The 21,278-nt window shown below is 46.3% G+C and carries 13 protein-coding genes; 2 read left to right on the top strand and 11 right to left on the bottom strand.

The features are described 5' to 3' along the window. Positions 1 to 127: 127 nt before the first annotated feature. Positions 128 to 1,840: a RagB/SusD family nutrient uptake outer membrane protein gene (locus DYD21_RS05500; RefSeq protein ID WP_158551427.1), complete on the bottom strand. Its 1,713-nt coding sequence runs from the start codon at positions 1,838 to 1,840 to the stop codon at positions 128 to 130. A gap of 60 nt (positions 1,841 to 1,900) precedes the next feature. Then, positions 1,901 to 5,026: a TonB-dependent receptor gene (locus DYD21_RS05495; RefSeq protein WP_116033832.1), complete on the bottom strand. Its 3,126-nt coding sequence runs from the start codon at positions 5,024 to 5,026 to the stop codon at positions 1,901 to 1,903. Between the two features lie 825 nt (positions 5,027 to 5,851). Here DYD21_RS05495 and DYD21_RS05490 point away from each other — a divergent pair. Further along, complete coding sequence (locus tag DYD21_RS05490) at positions 5,852 to 7,015, top strand: arabinan endo-1,5-alpha-L-arabinosidase (RefSeq protein ID WP_199535469.1); 1,164 nt, start codon at positions 5,852 to 5,854, stop codon at positions 7,013 to 7,015. A gap of 58 nt (positions 7,016 to 7,073) precedes the next feature. Beyond that, positions 7,074 to 8,129 (top strand): arabinan endo-1,5-alpha-L-arabinosidase, encoded by a 1,056-nt coding sequence (locus DYD21_RS05485; RefSeq protein WP_199535468.1) that lies wholly within the window; start codon positions 7,074 to 7,076, stop codon positions 8,127 to 8,129. Between the two features lie 345 nt (positions 8,130 to 8,474). Here the strand turns inward: DYD21_RS05485 and DYD21_RS05480 are convergent, their stop codons facing one another. The 9 genes from DYD21_RS05480 to DYD21_RS05440 all read right to left on the bottom strand — a co-directional run bounded on the left by DYD21_RS05480 (position 8,475) and on the right by DYD21_RS05440 (position 21,275). Beyond that, on the bottom strand, positions 8,475 to 9,311 hold the full coding sequence (locus tag DYD21_RS05480) for a fumarylacetoacetate hydrolase family protein (protein ID WP_116033827.1): 837 nt from the start codon (positions 9,309 to 9,311) through the stop codon (positions 8,475 to 8,477). Positions 9,312 to 9,524: 213 nt separating this feature from the next. Further along, positions 9,525 to 11,246, bottom strand: coding sequence for an IlvD/Edd family dehydratase (locus tag DYD21_RS05475; protein WP_116033825.1), 1,722 nt, complete (start codon positions 11,244 to 11,246; stop codon positions 9,525 to 9,527). Positions 11,247 to 11,328: 82 nt separating this feature from the next. Next, positions 11,329 to 12,660 carry a GntP family permease gene (locus tag DYD21_RS05470; protein WP_116033822.1) on the bottom strand — a complete coding sequence of 444 codons (1,332 nt, stop codon included), beginning with the start codon at positions 12,658 to 12,660 and terminating at the stop codon, positions 11,329 to 11,331. Between the two features lie 311 nt (positions 12,661 to 12,971). Then, a complete protein-coding gene (locus DYD21_RS05465; RefSeq protein WP_116033820.1) occupies positions 12,972 to 13,775 on the bottom strand; it encodes an alpha/beta fold hydrolase in 804 nt (267 codons plus the stop codon). Positions 13,776 to 13,800: 25 nt separating this feature from the next. Continuing rightward, a complete protein-coding gene (locus DYD21_RS05460) occupies positions 13,801 to 14,625 on the bottom strand; it encodes a sugar phosphate isomerase/epimerase (protein WP_116033817.1) in 825 nt (274 codons plus the stop codon). Positions 14,626 to 14,884: 259 nt separating this feature from the next. Further along, positions 14,885 to 15,736 carry a sugar phosphate isomerase/epimerase gene (locus DYD21_RS05455; protein WP_116033815.1) on the bottom strand — a complete coding sequence of 284 codons (852 nt, stop codon included), beginning with the start codon at positions 15,734 to 15,736 and terminating at the stop codon, positions 14,885 to 14,887. 24 nt (positions 15,737 to 15,760) lie between these two features. Beyond that, positions 15,761 to 16,786 carry a TIM barrel protein gene (locus tag DYD21_RS05450; RefSeq protein WP_116033812.1) on the bottom strand — a complete coding sequence of 342 codons (1,026 nt, stop codon included), beginning with the start codon at positions 16,784 to 16,786 and terminating at the stop codon, positions 15,761 to 15,763. A gap of 48 nt (positions 16,787 to 16,834) precedes the next feature. Continuing rightward, on the bottom strand, positions 16,835 to 17,842 hold the full coding sequence (locus tag DYD21_RS05445; protein WP_116033810.1) for a ThuA domain-containing protein: 1,008 nt from the start codon (positions 17,840 to 17,842) through the stop codon (positions 16,835 to 16,837). 262 nt (positions 17,843 to 18,104) lie between these two features. After that, positions 18,105 to 21,275, bottom strand: a complete 3,171-nt coding sequence (locus DYD21_RS05440) for a PVC-type heme-binding CxxCH protein (RefSeq protein WP_116033807.1) — start codon at positions 21,273 to 21,275, stop codon at positions 18,105 to 18,107. Positions 21,276 to 21,278: the final 3 nt, after the last annotated feature.

Here is a 21,278-nt window from a genome sequence, read left to right as displayed (position 1 = left end):
TCAAAGGGGGCTTCTATTATTTCCGACCTGAGGGCCGGGGAATTAAACTACGTATGAATAAAAAAAAGAGGGCGAAATGATCTATTCCGCCCCCTTCCTCATTCAACATTTCATCTGTTACTACTTATTAGTATCCCGGATTTTGTACCAGGTTCGGGTTAAGGTCTCGTTCACTTGTAGGGATTGGCCATAAATAATCCCGTGGTGAGGAGAAGCTTCTAACGTGTTGTCCGGGTATCGGTTCAAACTGATTTCCACCCCGATTTACATCAATTCCGTGAGTCTCACCATTTAAAACGATTTCAGCTGTTCCCCATCGGCGAATGTCAGCCAGGTGTAACCCTTCCCAGGCAAATTCAATCGTTCGTTCATTTCGAATAAAATCAATTGCATCTTCCTGTGACATAGTTGTTAAGTCATATGGAAGAGGGATATTTAATCGATCACGAATTTCCTGAATAGCCTCGTTTACGGATGCATCCTGCTCGCCCAGTTCAACCTTGGCCTCTGCATACATCAATAAAATATCAGCATATCGCATTTTGATGTGGTTTAGCCCGCTGTTGGTTGGAGAAGCTTCATCCTGAGGATCTAAATATTTCATCGCAATATACCCGGTGTAGGTATTATTGTAATCAGAAATTAAGATTCTGTCAGATGTCGGGCTACAATAACCTGCGGGTGCTCCATCACCGCAAGCGGGGTAGGAATTATAGATCACACCATTAAATTCAGCGCCCGGATATAGCACAGTACCGTAAAACCTTGGGTCACGATTCGCATACTTACCAATCGTTTCAACCGTAGGGTTTCCACTGCCGTCATACGTAATTCTCGGTGCTTCCGGATCATAAAGCGGCGATTCATCAATAGGTAATCCGTCTTCCATTGGAAATCGATCCACCAGTTCACGCGTTGGAGCTATATCAACATTACTGCCCATTGAACTGGGTGCAAAAGCTCGCCAGGCGCTCCATCCGTTTTGACCGGATACCCGCTGGTAGTCAAATATGATTTCATTGCTTTGTTCACCAGCGTATGTGAAGAGTTCCCGAAAATCCGGGTGCAGGGAATACTCATTCAGATTTATAACAGCCTGCGCCATATTAACTGCTGTATTAAACAGTTCATTTGCACGGGCATCATTGCCTTCATGATACTTTTTCCAGCTCGCCTCATATAAGGCCGTGCGGGCATGATAACCCATAGCTACTCCACTTGTTGCACGCCCATATTGAGACGATGGCCAGCTTGGAGGCAATAAGTTTGCTGCTTCTGATAAGTCATCCGTAATTCTGGCGTATACTTCATCCCTGGAATTACGGCTAATCTGGCTTGCTTCTTCAACGGTTGGTACACTTGTAAAAATTGGTACTTCACCAAACATCCAAAGAAGTTGATGGTAGAAGTATCCTCTTAGAAAAAGAGCCTGACCCCGTATGTGATTTGATGCCTCTGCTGAGAGAACACCATCTTCAACCGTTTCCAATTGAGACAATACTTCATTGGCACGGGTGATTCCATTATAATTCCGAGCCCAGAAACCGGCTGGCCATCCCGATTGTCCATCGGATCGTCCCATAACGGTTCCGTGCTGGCGTACCCAATCAGCATGCGAATAGCCAATTTCGGTAGTTCCATCAAAAAATGGAAGGTTTCCATTTACACCTACCATTCGTTCATACGTTCCATTAAGGGCCGTATTGAAATCACGTTCATTAGCCCAAAATGTTCCTGATGACACTCTATCTGTGGGTACTGTTGTTAGCAAACCGTCGCTACAACCTGAGGTACCTATAACAACACAGAGTACCAGCAATCCTGAAACCATCAGTTTCATTGCTTTCGTCCTCGTATAATTCATTGTGTCTTTCATATTAATTTTCATTTTTTTGGAAATTTAGAAGCTAATATTGGCGCCCATGCTAATTACACGAGTTTGTGGATAGTAATCTCCTACTGTCCAGGGATATTCAGGATCTAAATCAAGACCTAAATTATGACGAGTCCACAAATTTTTACCATTTGCGTACAATCGTACATTTTGAATTCCCAACCTGTTAATTAGTGTTTGAGGTAAACTATACCCCAACTGAAGGTTTCTAAGCTTCACAAAGCTTCCATCCAAAATCCACCAGGAATTTGTAGTGTAATAATTTCGGTTATAGTTGGAATAGTAAGCCGGATGTCTGGCATCAGGATTATCAGGAGTCCAGTGGTCTTTATGCCATTCCGAAGTAAAGTTTTCCCAAACCGGCCCCTGGGCAAATCCAAGACCCAGATATTGGTCACGCTTTCCAACGCCCTGAAAAAATGCACTCATGTCGAAGTTTCTCCATCCCATATTGAGATTTACCCCAAATATATATCTCGGGTTCGGATCACCAATCACTACACGATCTTCGTCATTGATAATGCCATCTCCATTCTGATCTTTAAAGATTACATCACCAAGGCGTGTTTCCCACCCGGCAACTTGCGCATGATTATCAATTTCCTCGTATGAGTTGAATAATCCTACGGCTTCAAGTCCATACCAGGCTCCAATCGGAGATCCTTCCTGCACAACATGGCCATCAAGATTCCCGCCCAAGACATAAGGGCCAGTGCCGAATAAATCCACTACCTCATTGCGGTTATCCGAAAGGTTAAGGTTTATTCCATAACTAACATCCCCTACAACATCTTCCCATCCGAGAGATAATTCCCATCCTTTATTTTCAACAACTCCTGCATTTTGATAGGCAGCATCAAGACCAACCATATCAGGAACAGGTAATTGGAGTAGAATGTCTTCTGTTCGCCGTGTATACAATTCCGCCGACATCGATAACCGGTCATTTAGAAACCTTGTATCCACCCCGAAATTTATCACAGTGGTAGTCTCCCAGGAAAGGTCCTCGTTCACAAGATTTGTAGCAGCCCCGCCTACAGCCTGAGTACCGCCGGAATTCCCTAAGTAATAAGGAATCCCCAAGTTGATGGAGGAATAATAGGAATAAAGAGGCACATCCTGATTCCCCAGTTTACCCCACGAACCACGGAATTTCAATTCATTTACCCAATCTACATTGAAAAATGATTCTTCAGAAAGTCTCCAGCCAAGGGAAAATGACGGGAAAAATCCATAACGATTTCCTTCCGCAAAGCGGCTTGACCCATCATACCGTGCATTGAATTCAAACATATAACGATCCAGAAGCGTGTAATTGAATCGTGTGAAACCAGAATGCAGGGCCCATTCGTTACCAAAACCCGAATTCCCGTCATTTGCTGAATTACCCAGATTCAACTGTCTGAGTTCGTTATTGTAGAATTGATCCCTCCACGCACGAAACTCTTCGAAGTTATACTCAATTTGCTCATAACCGACAACACCAGACACCTCATGAATTTGATCGAAGATGTAGGAATAATCTGCCAGAGCCCGAAGAGTTAACTGCCGGGATGTGTTCGTTCGATTTTCACCAAAACTTGGTCCCCAATTGGTACCATTTGATGGATAATCATCAATCAGAGCCGGATTTGTACGGAATCTCTCCCAATCCATACTTCCATAGTCATATGACGCAAGAGTTTGAATTTCTACGATTCCGGGTACTATTTGATAGTTGAACCGTCCTGTAAGTGTACCATCCCAGAATACCCGATCTTCACTACCGCTGACTTCAGCATACGCTAAAGGGCTATGGCCAAATAAGTTCAGGCCATATGTACCATCCGTATATCGGGTTCTTATAGTGGGAGGTGTATCGTGAATAAGGAAAAATGTAGAGCCCCAGTTTTCTGCAGGAATTGTGTCCCAGCGACGTGTCGCCGACACATCAACACCACCAGAAATCTGCTCAGTTAATTGGAAATCGGTATTTAAACGAACTCCAGTTCGATTTGCACCAGTATTTGGCATCAAGCCATCCTCACCCATGTGATTCAGAGAAAGTGCATACCTGGCGGTTTCATTTCCACCCGATACACGCAAGGTATGATCGCGTATCGGAGCCGGATTGAACATTGCATCCACATGATCATCAGCAGGAAATGCATCACGATCGTTACTAGAAATCGTATTCTGGATATACTCCTCTGAATATCTTGGTGCATAGCTTGGATTATCATAACATGCGGCTTCAGTCTGAGCATTTGGATCCCGTCCATCAAGACACCAGTTCAGAAAGTTCGTTCTGGCCACGTTTGCAAGTCGCATATGGGTTTCAGCATCTACCTGTTCAGGCCACGCAGTAATATTCTGCATACCAATGTATCCATTGTAAGAAACCTGAACCCTTCCCTGGGCTGCTCCCCGTTTGGTTGTAACCAAAATTACACCATTCGCAGCACGAGAGCCATAGATGGCAGCGGAAGAAGCATCTTTGAGTACGGACACCCTTTCTACATCGTTTATATCAACATTTGCAAGATTTGCCTCTACACCGTCAACAAGCACCAGAGGTCTGGATGCATTTGCACTTCCAGGATCTCCACGTCCTAATGTACCCTGACCTCGAATAAGTAAGTTTAATTGATTTCGGCCGGGCCTGTCACCACCATCCAGCAGCTGAAGTCCCGGAGCCATACCCTGCAGAGCGTGAGTCACCGTTGGAACAGGAACTTTTGCCATCTGTTCCGCCGAAACGGATGCTACAGATCCTGTCAGACTTTCTAATCTTTGTGTACCATATCCAACAACCACAACATCATCCCCCATGAGGATGCTTGGTTGAAGTTCAACAGTAATTTCATTTCTTCCTTCGAGAGGAACTTCCTGTCTCACGTAGCCAATGTAGGTGAAAACAAGAGTTGAGTTTTGATCAGGTACAGAAAGTGAGAATTCACCGTCAATATTTGAGGCGGTTCCCTGATCGGTTCCCATAACAAGAATACTTACACCCGGTAACGGCTCCATGGTGTTCCCATCGATCACCGTACCCGATACGTCGTGCTGAGCCATTCCGTTTGTCCCGATAAGGAGAAGCGGAATTACCAGCAACATCTTCATAATTAATTTAGAGAGTAACGTTTGGTTCATTTGTTGTGAATTTTAGTTGATCTTTTGAAAGTGCTCCTTTTTGGATCTTAAAAATGTGAATTTTGATAGAACGAAATCACATTTTTGGGCCGAAATTTTAAAAGCGCTTCCAGCTACAACCCAATAGTGTCATTTCTACACCAAAAAAACAATACTCTTCAACTACGATTCTCATTTTTTTCGAGGAAGGGGAATCAGGTTTACTAAAAGCGCTTTTCTGATTGTCTGACAAAGCTTAAAATTTTTCAAAACATTTTATTTAATATTCAATATTCAATTTATTGCGTAATTTTTTTTAAAAAAGTCGGAGATTTCTGTGCGAGTTGATCAAATTTCAAGGGTTTTTATGAACAGATTCTCATACTTGAACACAGATATTATATATGACTTAACACTGTTAAGTGTCATTCAGAATTATGACGAATCTCACTATATGGGAGGTCTTTATAAAGAGTGAAAATTGTGCGAACCCAGCTTATACCAATCAGACTCACCTCCCCTCTTAACTACTTAATTATTATCTGACTAATTCTGTTATTTTTCCTCACATCGATATTTAATTCTCAATTTTCATATTTAATGTCCCTCCACTTATAAATATCACTTTGTACTAATTAAACAGACTTAAATGAAGTGTTTACACTCAATGAATTGTAGAAAATAATGGTACTCAGCTTTGTCCGGATCAAAACTGAAACAAAAATATTTGTTGTATTTACATTTGTTAATATTTCAGAGCCGTTTTTACAGAAGCGCTTCGTTACATTCTGCTTTATTGATCACCAATTTTAAAGTTCTGTTTCGAAAAACCACTAATCCAATACGATGAAAATCTTCATACGATCTAAACTACGGCAGAGAAGAAATGCACATATCCCCTGTTTACTTGCAGTTTTCATTTTTCCGTTTTTATGGATTAGCTGCAGCTCTTCTGAAATGACAACCGATCAAACAAACTCTGAAAGCGACCGTATCAATCATCATATAGATATTGTAGTTCACGACCCTTCGATGATTCAGCAGGATGACACCTACTACCTTTTCAATACCGGAAGTGGAATCACGAACTGGCGTTCTGACGATAGGGTAAACTGGGAACGGCTCGATCCTATTTTTGAGGAAGCTCCCGAGTGGACCGAACGCGTGGTTCCTGGTTTTGAAAATCATATCTGGGCACCCAGTATCTCCTATCACCAGGGAACATACTACCTCTACTATTCCATCTCTTCTTTTGGCCGGAATAATTCGGCCATCGGACTGGTCACGAATGAAACGCTGCATCCGGATGATCCTAATTTTGAGTGGGTTGATCACGGGATCGTAGTTGAATCGGTGCCCGGCCGGGATATGTGGAACGCTATTGATGCCACCCTCTCTTTTGATGATGATGGTACCCCCTGGCTAACCTTCGGGTCTCACTGGATGGGTATCAAACTGGTGAAACTGGAGGATGATCTCAAATCGGTTGCCATCACCCCTGAAGGTGATGAGTGGTTCACCATTGCACAGCGGCACCGCTACTGGAAACTGGATGAGAGAGATGCAGGCGACTCCGCCAATCCTGAACTCGATTATGATGAGCTCTACCCAGATGCCATCTTTGAATTGAACCGACAATCGGAAAGCGGTGCAATTGAAGCCCCGTTCATTTTTCAAAGAGATGGATATTACTACCTGTTTGTTTCCTGGGACCGTTGCTGCCGCGGGGAGGACAGCACCTATAAAGTGGTTGTTGGCAGGTCGGAATCGATCACCGGACCCTATCTTGACAAAGAAGACCAAAATATGAATTACGGTGGCGGATCACTGGTGGTAAAAGGCAATGAAAACTACTCCGCGATCGGCCACAACTCTGTCTACACGTTTGATGGGAGAGATTACCTGGTTGCTCACGCCTACGATCTCGAAGATGAAGGCCGCCCTAAACTGATGATCCTCGAACTGACCTGGGACAGCGATGGCTGGCCGGTTATTCAATTCGATGATTAACCTCATCGGGTAAACCTGAACTTTCATCGCCACACACAATTTTCAAACCACTATAGCTATGAATAGATTGACATTTATTTCCCCGCGCCCTGCAATGAAGTCTGCACTATTGTGCGGTTTTTTCACTTGTTTATTGATTTTTGGAGCCTCTCTGATGGTCAGCGACCTGGAAGCCCAACATCTTGAGGTTCGAATTCACGATCCGGTCATGGCGCAGCAGGATGACACCTTCTATTTATTTGGAACCGGCCGCGGCATTGCGGTCTGGTCATCTGATGATATGGAAAACTGGGAGCGGCTCGATCCCGTATTTGCAGAAACACCGCCGTGGACCGAAGAGATTGTAGATGGTGGCCGGTACCACCTCTGGGCTCCCGATATCACCCATCACAATGGAAAATACTATCTCTATTATTCTGTATCAGCGTTTGGGAGAAATACATCGGCGATTGGCGTTCTCTCAAATCCGACTCTTCATCCCGATGATCCCGATTTTGAGTGGACCGATCACGGAAAAGTAGTCCGATCGGTACCCGGCAGAGATCTCTGGAATGCGATCGATCCAAACATCGTATTTGATGATGATGGCACGCCGTGGATGACATTCGGCTCATTCTGGAAAGGAATGAAACTGGTTCGTTTGAATGACAATATGGTTGAAATCGACAGAGATCCGCAGGAGTGGCACACGATCGCGGCCCGGAACAGGTACTGGAAGCTTGACGACCGCACTGCCGGCAACGATATGAGCAGCGCAATCGAAGCACCGTTTATCTTTAAGAAAAATGGCTATTACTACAATTTTGTCTCCTGGGATTTCTGCTGCCGCGGGGAAGATAGCACATACAAAGTCGTGGTTGGACGGTCAAAAGAAGTAACGGGCCCATATCTTGACAAAGAAGGCGAGGACATGAGACACGGCGGCGGATCGCTGGTTCTCCAGGGCAATGAAAATTATGCCGGAATTGGTCATAATGCCGCCTACACATTTAACGGGACCGACTACCTGATTGCCCATGGTTATGATGTTGCCGACGAAGGGAATTCCAAACTGTTGATTCTCGAAATGGAGTGGGATGAAAACGACTGGCCCGTGGTGCGGCTTGGAGAGTAGAGTGCGGGAGTTGTCGCAAAATGTGTCATTACATTTATCAAAGTTATAGAGTATGCCGGGATTGGGGGTGAACATAACTGGATATTGAAACATGTTTATCGCCAAGGTATTATAAAAAGAGGCCGCCCTGAATTTATTAGATTTAAAGTTCCACAACTTTAAATAAATCCATAGGAGACCTCTTCATGAAGAACGAAAATACATAAAGAATATGAATAAATAACCTCCGCGGCTGTATGCGCCCCTGCGGTTAAAAAATTAAAGGTACCGATTATTTGACATGACGTTTTCTCTCAGTCTCATTAGGAGAGAGTTTTCCATAGTCAATATAAATTTAATCGAATTTCAGCTCACAAAATTCACAAGCCTACCTATGGGCTCAATTGTGATTCGAATTTCATCACCGGATTGAAGCGTAAAACCGTCACCCGGGACAATTCCTGTGCCGGACATCAGCAGGCATCCGTTCGGAAAAGAAAGTTCCCGGAATAACCAATCGGCAAGTTCATCCAGCTCACGTTTCATCTGTCCGATCTCTACCGTGCCGTGAAATTCCTGTTTTCCTGATCGTAAAATCTCCATTTCAATTTCGGTCTCTTTGGAGAGTGGTTTTTCAGGCACAAAAATTCCGGGGCCCACCGAAGCACATCCATCATAGGTTTTGGCCTGTGGAAGGTAGAGCGGATTTTCCCCCTCGATACTTCGTGAACTCATATCGTTACCAATCGTGTAGCCGACAATCTTACCGGAAGATGTGAGTGCAAGGGTTAGTTCAGGTTCTGGTACATCCCAGGTTGAATCTTTACGAATGCGAACTTTTCCGCCGGACCCCACCGTTCGTGCCGGTGTAGCTTTAAAAAAGATTTCAGGACGCTCAGCCACGTATACACGGGCATAGAATTCTCCTCCCCCGGCCTCTGCCGATTCCGCCTGCCGGGCAAGTTTGCTGTTGCTATAGGTAACACCGCTTGCCCAGATTTCCTGACTTCCAATCGGCGGGAGCAGATCTTTCTTCACTGAATCAGCTGATCCGGAAACTGGTTCAGCTGTTTGAGTGATGTCCTTTAGTTTGTTGTACAGATTATCATCATTGATGAAAGAGTCCCAATCCTGGTCATTCACCAGGTATGCCGATGTATCATCTTCGATTAAAATACTGTTTTTTAAGTTATATGCTTTCATTTTTACTGTGGGCTTTAATTAATAAGTGGTTTGATTTCCCGATACTCTGGGGCTAAAAAAATTGTCTCAAATGAATTTCATAATCTGGTAAGGTCACACATTAGGTTCCGAAGCACAAAAGATCATCCCCCATTGCCCCCTTCTAAGGGGGACACTCCTTAAAAAATTCATGACCAATTAAAATTATGGATTTTAAATGTTCTATGAACTCCGCTAATGCAAATCCCTCGCGACCCCGGAGCCGGAACCTCCTCTCAGAAGATCAAAATCGGCTCCTTTATCCGCTTGTTGGACATGGTCCAGGTAGAGTTTCACATACCCTCTGTCTGTCGACGGTTCCGGAGGTGCCCATACGGCTCTTCTCTCCTCCAATACATCATCCGGCACATCCAGGGTGAGTTTCCGATTCGGCACATCCAGCTCAATCATATCGCCATTCTGAACAAGTGCCAGCAAACCACCGGTGGACGATTCCGGGGCGACGTGCAGAACCACGGTTCCGTACGCCGTGCCGCTCATTCTTCCGTCAGAAATACGAACCATATCTTTTACTCCTTTTTTGATCAGCTTTGCAGGCAGATCCACATTCCCAACTTCCGGCATTCCGGGATACCCTTTGGGCCCAACTCCTTTTAATACGATCACAGATGACGCGTCAATATCCAGATCGGGATCATCAATTCGCTGATGATAATCTTCGATCGATTCAAAAACGACGGCCTTGCCTCTGTGCTGCATCAGCTCATCCGTAGCAGCCGAAGGTTTGATAACCGCACCGTTTTCACACAAATTTCCTTTCAGCACGGCGATTCCGGCTTCTTTTTTCAGGGGTTTATCATACTCTTTGATTACATCGCGATTGTAGCATTTCGCTCCCTTACTGTTTTCAACAATAGACTTTCCGTTAACGGAGACACTATCCTTTCGAAGTACATCACGGAGTTCATTTATGACAACCGGAAGTCCGCCTGCGTAATAAAAATCTTCCATCAAAAACTCTCCGGATGGCATCAGGTTCAGGAGCAGGGGTATTTTACTGCCGATATCGTCAAAATCTTTCAGATCGAGATCCACGCCTATCCTGCCGGCAATGGCCAGCAAGTGCAGGATCAGGTTTGTTGATCCCCCGACAGCTGCGTTCACGATGATTGCATTTTCGAACGCCTGGCGAGTCAGCACATCCGAAAGTTTCAGGTCCTCATTGACCATCTCCACAATTCTTCGGCCGGAAAGCTGAGCCATTTTTTTCTTACGGGAATCCACCGCCGGAATGGCTGACGCCCCGGGAAGGGTCAGCCCCAATGCCTCGCTCATCGAAGCCATCGTTGACGCCGTTCCCATTGTATTGCAATGCCCGCTGCTGCGTGATGAACAGGCTTCCGCTTCAAACAGATCCTGCTCGGTAAAATTCTCATTTTCCTGCTTCTCTTTGATTTTCCAGCTGAACGTTCCCGATCCAATCGTCTCACCCCTAAATCTGCCGTTCAGCATCGGTCCGCCCGGAACCACGATGGTTGGAAGATCCACACTGCAGGCTCCCATCACCGTTGATGGCGTGGTTTTATCACACCCGGTCATCAGAACAACGCCGTCAATCGGGTTTGCCCGAATCGATTCCTCCGTATCCATGCTGGCAAGATTTCTGAACAGCATGGTGGTTGGACGCATCAGGGTTTCACCCAGTGACATTACCGGAAATTCAAACGGCACACCGCCGGCTTCTACAACACCCCGTTTCACAACATCCGCAAAATCGCGCAAATGGGCATTACATGGCGTTAATTCAGACCAGGTGTTACAGATTCCAATAACCGGTTTGCCTGTAAAATAATCGTCCGGGTATCCCTGGTTGCGGAGCCATGAACGGTGAACAAATCCCATTTTATCCGATGCCCCGAACCATTCCTGACTTCTTAAATTTTTCTTATCACCCATGTTTTAGCAGTTTTTTTGTGTTATGAAGATTTCGATTTGTTGATTTGATGGATTTTCACCCAATCACCCGTTATACAAACAATTACGCAACAATTTGATAGAGAATAAAGACGATAATTGCGGCGGTACTTCCCAATATTAGTGTTCCGGTAGTATACAGTTTATATCCGGTTTTTGTAGTCATTCCGGTGAGCTGTGTCACAACCCAGAAAAAACTGTCGTTCGCGTGGGAAACGACGGCAGATCCGGCCCCGATCGCCAATACAACAAGTGCTTTCTGCATTTCGGTTTCAAAACCGAGTGAATCCATCATCGGCATCATAATGGATGCGGCGGTGATCAGTGCAACTGTGGATGATCCCTGGGCGGTTTTAATGGCCGCAGTTAATAAAAACGGCAAGAAAATCCCGAGGTGAACATCCGCAAGCAGTTCGCCCAGTACGTCAGCAATTCCTGAATTCTGGAGGATCATCCCGAAAATTCCACCGGCACCCGTAATCATGATGACTGATGCAGACGTTTCGATCGCCTTGCCCATCCAGCCGGAAGAAGAGAGCATTTTGGGTGTCAGATTTTTCGGCAGTGTGAAAGCTAAAAAGACACCAATCATCAGAGCGATAACCGGATCACCAATGAAAAGAATAAACTGGTACAAATTCCCTTCAGGCAATAAATTCAGCCCTTCCGTGAGTGATTTCATGATAATCAGCACGATCGGAACCAAAACCGGAAAGGAGGCGTGAAGCGCACCCGGCGCCTGTTTTACGCGTTCTTGAATTTCGGCATCGGTTGTTCCGGGATTGGGTTCTATTTTTGTGCGGGCAGCAACTTTAACGGCAAAGATGATTCCGGCCGTGAGTGCGAGCAGACTCACCGGCAGGCCGATCAGCATCACAAGGCCAAGGTCTGCATTCAAGATCCCGGCAGCGGCAATGGGTCCGGGAGTTGGAGGAAGCATGGTGTGCGAGGCAGTTAAGCCCAGGCCGAGCGCTACTGCAGTTCCGGCAAGCGACAGTTTCGCTTTTTTTGTAAGACTTTTATTTAGCGGGGAGAGTAGAATAAAACCACTGTCAGCAAAAACCGGGATGGATATAAAATAACCGATGATGCCCATCCCCGGACCAACCCGTTTCCTGCCAATCGCTTTCAGGATTTTTTCAGCAAGAACATACGCTGCCCCGGAATTTTCCAGAAAAGCGCCGATAATTACACCAAACAGAATGATCAGCCCGATACTGCCGAGTGTATTTCCAAATCCCTGGTTGATCGATTCCACGATAAGTTCCAGTGACATACCGGCGAGAAGCCCATACACAATCGCCACCATAAAGAGGGCAAGAAAGGGATGCACTTTATACCTGGCCGTTAATAGAATAATGAGTATTACACTAATTACCAGGTATAAAATGATCATTCTTTGAGCTCCATTTTTAAAATAAAGTTTAGACTGCTATTTAACCTTCATTTGATTTAATTACCCCAATATCTTCATGCTTTCAAACAGGTCGTTCGAAATTCGGATTTCGACCTCAGTCAGATCCGGGCTTATCATCTGAATGATCCGGACCCACATTGCATCCAAATCCGGCAACCATATGGCAGAGTGTACATTGAGTGGAATGGTCTTCCCATGATCGGACAAATTGTTTAATCAAAATGTAAAAAGTTTTGTGAAAACATCAGGCGGATTATCAACCCAATTATTCAAAAGCACTGTATGGCTGATCAATGATCTAACAGCCAGTTACACACCCTGGGATTAAAATCTTCAATATTTTCCCAGTGGAAAGCGTGACCGGCGTTTTTGTACATATACAGTTCGCAGTCCGGGATAGCATCGGCCACTTCCCGCACCATCCATGATGGAACAAATCTGTCATTTTCTCCCCCGGTAACCAGGCAGGGTGTTTTAATATCTGCGAGTTTTTCCAGTACATCATGATTCATGCACGCCTGTGCCTGCCCTTCCAGCCCATGCAAAGGCTGTGGTAAAGGGTCGGAAGCCGCTTCCTTTTGTCCGTCCGTTAACTCCTGATACACCTCATCATCATCCCAGCTGGTTTTATCAAAGATTAATAGCTGAATGAAATGTTGAAACTGTTCGGGCCTGAGATGCGCTTTAATATGCATAATGTGACGAAATATGGCCTTAGCTTTCCGGTCACACCGTGCCCAGGGGCACATTTGCACCAGTGAGCGAACCTGTTGAGGATGGCGTATTGCCAGTTCTTGAGCGATGATACTGCCCATCGAAACACCCACAACCCGTGCTTCTGAAATTCCCAATTCTTGCAACAATCCTGCGGCATCCTCGGCCATCTGCGAGCTGCTGTAGGCTCCTGCAGGTTTGTCTGATTTACCCACACCCCGGTTATCAAACAGGATGCATCGAAAATGTTTTTTCCAGTAAGCCAAGTGTTTCTCCCAAACCGATCCGGGAGCTGTGATTCCCATGATCAACAGAAGCGGTTCACCCGTTCCGTATTCCTCGTAATAAATATTTATTCCGTTTGCTTGTGCGTAGGGCATGTTGAAATATGTTTTGGTTGAAAATTTATTTCAGTGAAGGAATCAGATCGCGACGAATCCACTCCCCGTCGTGCAGTGTAACCTCATCGGGATTTTCAACCGCTTCGGGTGCCTCATCCTCGCAAACGATCCATCCGTCGTATCCTTCATCTTTGAGCCACTGAGTGATGTTTGTAAAATCAATCACTCCTTTTCCCATCAGGGCGAATTCGGGCTCTCCATCCCAATCTTTATAGTGAACATGATTGATCAGGGATTTATACTCTTTCATTTTTTCCAGCGGATCCATCCCTCCGTTGATAATATGTCCCACATCGGGAGTCCATCCTGTAACCTTCTCATCCAATCCCTCCAAAATCACACGATAATCTTCCTCGGTTCGATTTATAGAACTTTCCGGGGAGTTGGGATGAAAACTGCAGGTAATTCCCTGTGCGGAAGCCCGCCGGGAAACTGCATTCACATTTGAAATGAGATGTTCTCTCCTGTTCTCCAGATCATGCCGTCCTGTTGGCATTTGAACCGTGCAAAGAAGCGCTCCGGGAAATCGTTTCAGTAATTCAATAACCTGATCTGCCTCCCGGCGTTCCTTATCCGTTTCTTCCGGACCATTCCATTCCAGGATCAGCGCAATGGCAGCCAGTTTTATATTCTCTTTCCGTAATTTAGCCTCCAGCAGACCGGGATCGCTTAAATCACCCATCCAAAAATGCATCGGCTCGATTCCCTGAAAACCTGCACGTGACGCTACTTCAATCATATGACCGAGACGGCCCGCATGGGCTTCTCCTTCGTTATCCATAAACCAGGTGTACACTTCTGCACCAAATTTGAAAGGTAAATTTTGCATATCTAAATTATATCTTTTTTGTATGCCTAAATGTTTCAGTTTAAGAGGAATTATCCCATTTTTTAATCAATAGGTTGTTATCTCGCAGAGTCACGCAGATGAATCGCTGAGTTACGCTGAAAATCAGCGGGAATCTGCGTCATACATAGCGTAAATCTGCGCTAAATAACCTAACAACGATCACCACTTAATAAACATTTTAAGTAATTGATTTTATTGCAATTAAATTAAAATAAGTGTTGTGTGACTTCCCACAAATTCAAAGTCCGTGTTTTTCCCGCATCCTGTTTATGAATACAAACCCATCTTCAGCCACATCCCACGGGGCAGAAAATTCACGCCAGACATTGATAGCGTTTGAGAATTCCGGGTCGTTTCGAGTAAATGATTCGATGGTTAACCAACCGTCATAATGGTGCTTCGATAGGCTGGCAAATACTTCATCCCACTGAACCAAACCATCACCGGGTGTGCCGCGGTCATTTTCGCTGATGTGGACATGTTTCAGGTGCCGAGCTGCGGTATCGATCGCTTTCGAGAATGATTTCTCTTCGATATTTGCGTGATGGGTATCGAACATCACCCCAAGATTTGGATGAGAAACCCGTTTTGATAACTCCACAAGCTGTTCCATTGTATTGCACAGGTAACATTCAAAGCGGTTCAGAGCTTCAATCGCCAATGTAATTTCTGCCTGACCGGCATATTCTGCGGCGGCTGACAGCACTTCTGCACTCCATTGCATTTCCTGCTCATCCGGGGGTTTATTTGCGAACGTTCCAAAAGCGGAGTGGAACGGCCCGCATATAACTTTGGCTTCCATCTCTGAAGCGCGATCAATCCCCCATTTTAATTGATCTATTGCCTTTGATCTAACTTTCGGATCTGAACTTATCGGGTTTTCCTGAGGGCCCAATGGCATCACACAGTTCACTTCCATATCTAACTGAGATACAAAATTACCAAGCCTTCGATAGGCCTCGATATCATCCGTACCCAATGTAACTTCAATACCATCATAGCCGATTTTTTTAAGCCGTTCCACGTTTGGCATCAGGTCATCAGAAACAACCTGTGACCATGCCAGCATATTAAACCCTATTTTTGTCATCTGTATTTGGTTGATCGGTTAACTTTACGTTCGTTTCTCAATATCTGTTTTTACCCGGATCAGCAACTGTAAAACATCCTTCCAGGTCTCCTCTGATTCAAGTGCTGAGTTTGGAAACATGCAGCCATCCCAGCAGATATGACGGATATTATTTCTCAGGTTTCCCGACTGATCCAGCAGCCAATACCGGCTGCACTCCACAATATCGAGTTTACCCTCCGGATCATCCGGCAGACAGTGGCGTCCTGTTTTATCATGGGAACCACTGCCAAATACGGTACCGTTACTTTGAGCCACGTGAAAATCTATTGTCCATGGGCCAAGTGCATCGGTCATTTTTTTATAACCCTGCCAGAATTCCTCTTCGGAATACGTTTTACCGATCAGCGCATGATCCGGGGCATTATATCCAAGCAGAAACAGATAAGTATGTGCTAAATCAGCCTGAAATCCCAAACTATCGGGCATACCAACTTCTTCAAGAAGATTGAGCATGTGACGCCATGAATGCATCCCTGCCCAGCAAATTTCCCCTTCAGCAGCCAACCGCTCCCCATAACCGGATGCAATTTTTGCTGCTTCTCTGAACGTTTCGGCAATTTCTTTTGTGTTTCCATCCGGATCATTAACCCAGTTTTCGGGGGAATCTGCCGAATCAATCCGAATAATTCCGTACTGTCGAACTCCGTGTTGATTCAGCACTTTGGCATATTCGCAGGTTTTTCGAATCGCATCCAGAAATCGTTGCTTGCCGGATTGGTCCCCCATTGCCGATCCGCCGCCGGCGTCCGGCCATACTGGTGCGCCGATAGATCCAATTTGTAAACCCCTTTCTGAAACCTGATCAGCAAATTCAAGAATTTGCTTTTTTTCAGCATCTATATCCAGATGAGGCTCCATTACGTTCAGGTCCACACCATCAAACCGTTGGCCATTTGCCCTGGCGTTTTCCGTAAGTTCCAGCATCCGCTGCAGGGAAATAACAGGTTCATCCGCCCCTTCTCCTTTCCCCACGATTCCGGGCCATAACGAATTATGTACGTTTAGCATAAAAATTGATAATTAAATATGTTTTTGTGAATTCTGATTGGAAATTTTCTACTTATAATCCGATGGCCGCAGTCCCTCTATGAAATCATCAAATCCGTACATTGTCGGGTTGTACTCGCCGATAATATCCACGTTTACATCTTCCGGCAGATCATCGGCCATCTCCAGCGCCCAATATCCTGCATTTACGATCAGCCTTCGCAAATCTTCATTTTCAAAATCGACGGCTGATCCCATCGTAGTCGTAAAAACCTTACCGGCTGCTCCATTTTCCACGGAGTACTCTCGCGTCCACGCAACGGGCATCACCGGTTTTTCCCAGTTTACCGGTGAATCGGCAGTTTTTTCTGATGTGGACTGGCCCCAGATCAAAATCTCATTTTCACCCTCCAGTTCGCCAACTTCATAAACGTTCGTAGGCGTCCAGATATCGGATACGCCATGCAGTATCGGATGATCTGCATTCACTTTCCGTCCGTCAAGCAAACCTCGCGTACCTTCCGAACCGTGATCCCCATGGTGATTTATCCATGTTTCACCCAGTATCTGCCGGCCAAAACCTCCTTCCCATCCTTCCGTATCACTCCAGGTAGAATACTTCGCAAAGCGGCTATCCGGGTTGCGCTCAAAGCGGAAAGCGTGGGTTGATGTGCGCATCGCCACAATCGGTTTCCCTTCCCGGAGATACTCTTCGAAATAGATCATCTGATCATCCGGGAGCTCCCTGAACCGCGTGAATAGAATCATCAAATCCGCCGATTGCAGATGCTCCAGGCCCGGTATGTTGGTTTGATGATCCGGTTTGATCTCTCCGGTCTCCGGATCGATCGCAAAAAGAACGGTGGTTTTAAACCCGTGATGTTCAGTCAGTATTTTCGCCAGCATCGGCAGAACCTCCTCTGAACGATATTCATCATCACCGCTTACCAGCACAATGTGCTTTCCATTTCCATCATCCGGTTCAAACGTAATCCAGGAATCGTTTTGCTGTGCGCACGCTATTTGTGTGGTACATAAAAGAGTGAGTGCAGCGAGAAGAATAGCTATTTTTTGCATGATGTGGTTTAATCGGATTGATAGTTAATTTGATTTAAAGGACCTGATAATATGTGATCATAAGGTCATCCCGCACTTGATGCGGGATCTCCCATCTCTAATATGGGCAGGAGATGCCGGATCGGAGTCCGGCATGACTAAATTGAGGACGAATGATCTTCTTTTTCGCCCTTTTTGGACAGCCTCAGGGGAGACTTTAGAAGTCAATTTTTAAGAATCGAACTCAGGCTCTTAGTTAATTTAAATATTTTGGTTTTAGATTTCATTCAAGCGGATGCTCCTCAAGCAGTTCATCCGGTGAATAGAAACCGGTTTTGTCGGATGTTGCCTCGCGAACTTCACGAACCTTTTCTTCAGATACCGGCGAAGCTTCGTTTCCGAAACTGTTTCGGATGTAGGTCAAAACAGCTGCCATCTCTTCATCATCCAGAAGGCCGCGAAACGGAGTCATCGGTACACTGCCGGGATATTCCTCACCGAGAACTTCCATCGGGCCCACCAGACCGTGAAGCGTCAGTTTTATCAGACGCTCTTCACTTCCGGTGACCCAGCGCGTACCTGCAAGCGGCGGAAATCCGGCAGCGGTCAACCCCTGTCCATCCGGCTGGTGACAGGTTCCGCAATATCCATCCCGTACATAAATTTCACGTCCTTTTTGGAAAAGCTCCAGGTCGGCTCCTGTAAGATTGGTTTCAGTCTCCTCGGCCACCGATTCAGCCGGAACATTACCCAGCAGGTGTGCCATAGAAGCTTCATAACTTCGCGACATCCAGTCGTCGAGCGGATGATTGGCTGCTTCGTTTAAAATTGCAATGCCTTTATCTACATCCAGCCACGATGCCGCCACAATTGCTTCGAGGCGCACCCGCCCGTGATCATCACCCGCGGCCTGCACAAGAAGATCCACATGGTCTTCAACCTGGTGACCATTATGACGCACTGCATTTGCCGCCGCTGCGCGAACCCGGTGATCGCTGCTCACCAGCAGTTCTCGCAATAATTCCTGGTCTATCCGGTTCAGTCCCCAGCTCACCCAAAGTGCTTCAAGCCGATGATGGTCGTACCGCTCATCCTCCGTATCGAGATTTTCAATCCAGTCAGCCAGCCGTGGCAATACGTCATCCGCATCCCGCCCCCGAAGTTCACGTCGTGTGCGGTCTCTCGCCCTGATCTCATGGAGCTTCAGATTTTCCAGGAGTACATCGATATCAGCGCCTGCAATTTCAGCAGGTTCAACGAGCGGGCGCTCCGTATGGGTGATGCGATAAATTCTGCCGTGAACATGATCACGCAGCGGATCACGTGCGTTATGCTGCATATGGCCGATCAGAACGTTGTGCCAGTCTACGATATAGAGCGAGCCGTCCGGGGCAAATTCCATATCCACAGGCCGGAAATTGGGATCCCCTCCGCGAAACAGATCCAAGCGGTGTTGGCTTGAATATCCTGTACCATCCTCCTCAAGTGAATGTTGTTTTGTGCCCAAAAAGCCGATGGAATTGCTGATGATAAAATCACCCTGAACATCATCAGGAAAGTGCCGGCTGGATACAAATTCCAATCCCGATGTGGGCCTGACCCGGTGACTATCTTCGATCAGATTCCGGGATTTTGGGCTGGCCACTCCATAACGCGAACGAATCATTCCTGGCAGCATCCAGAGCACGTCGGGGCCGGATGTTTCGGCAAATATCGGCTGACCCCACTCATCAAACGCGATGCCCCACGGATTGGGTATCGACATCTGGGCTATTCTTTCAAGTTTTTTTCGCTGAGGATTATATCGGTAGAAACCTCCGTTGGTAGCCCGCACCGGTCCATATGACGTTTCGATGTTTGAGTGAAGAAACACTCCCTCGGCCAGGTAAAAAGCTCCCGACGGATCCGTGGTGTAAGTACTGTGGGCGTGATGCGTATCGTGGTCGTCAAAACCGCTGAGAATAATATCACGGGTGTCGGCTTTTCCATCGCCGTTGGTATCCCGAAGCAGAACCAGGTCACGCCCCTGAGATACATATACGCCCTCCGGGGTGATTTCAAACCCGATCGGCAGATGAAGTCCGTCGGCGAAAACAGACTGTGTGTCTGCTTTGCCATCGCCGTTAGTATCTTCGAGGATGATGATTTTATCATTTGGCCTCGTATCTCCCGGTTTGTAGTGCGGGTAACTCGGCAGTGTGGCCACCCAGAGCCGTCCTTCGTTATCAAACGTAAGCTGAACGGGGTTAGCCATATCGGCAAAATCCTCCTCCGATGCAAACAGGGCAACCTCATATCCATCCGGAACGGTAAGTTTATCGAGTGCATCCTGACCATACAGATACTCCGGATTTCCGTGCTGATTGGGGTCAAAGTTGGTCTCAATCTCCGGCAGTTCGAGGGTTTTTTCATCCTCAGCCGCCACATCCAGCTGTTCACCATTGGCGGCCTTCCAGATCGCCCAGTCACGAATTTCGGTCATCTGCTGAATTTTCTCAATTTCAGCCGGGTAGTTATCCGGTCCAAACGGCTCAAACCGCCGGCCGTACGCGTGTACCCCATTCGGGATTTTATAATCGTTTTGCCACATCCAGTTTTTGTCGAGTACGGCATCATGAACCTGATCCCGATACTCATCAGCGGCAGCAGAGCGGGATCCGAAAATTTGATCTGCAAGCAGAACCGATAACTGCCGGTATCCCTCATCATTCAGCTGAGAACCATCAATCGTCAGAGGTTCACTGCTATTATCAAACCACTCTTTTGTCGGGCGAAAGAGATCCACGAACCGAACATCATGCCGATCAGCGACGTCCCTCATGGCATCTGTATAGAGCTCAAGATTCCGGTTCTCCTCCACTCCATCGGGCAGATCATACCGATCGGACAGATCCTCAAAAGCAATCGGAGAAACGAGAACCAGTTCGGTTTCGCCTTCTTCATTATAGGATTGACTGAGCGTGTGGCGAATAAACGCGTCCAGTTCCGCTTTGTAATTTTCAAGACCCTCTTCGCCCCGGAACGACTCGCTGAAACCGAAAAATGCGATCAGTACCTCCGGATTAAATTTCGAAATCCATTCATCCGGCTCAGGAAAATGGCCTTCGCTTCCGGAATTGGTGGCATACTCGGTTTGAAACTGTTCGGCACCGGGAAAAGCCCACGGGGTATCGCGTGAAGAATGGGGACGAAACCCGGGCGTATCCCCCGACTCGCTCTGGTTGCGAATAACAAGAGAGTGGCCGGGATACCGAACATGCAGCTCCGTTTCGAAATGACCGTAGTGCATCATCCGTGAGCCAAGATTGTTGCCGATCAAAACAATGCTGTCATCCGGATGAAGCTCGATCACATCCCGGTCTGATGAAGTGCATTGCACCAGGAAAAATGACAGAAACAACGTTCCGATTATAATATTGTGGACTGCAATTTTTGAGAGAAAAGTTAACTTCATCTA

The sequence above is a fragment of the Rhodohalobacter sp. SW132 genome (genome assembly GCF_003390325.1).
Taxonomy (GTDB): domain Bacteria; phylum Bacteroidota; class Rhodothermia; order Balneolales; family Balneolaceae; genus SW132.
Note: the sequence above shows the minus strand (reverse complement) of the source record. Positions and strands in the feature narration are given on the sequence as shown.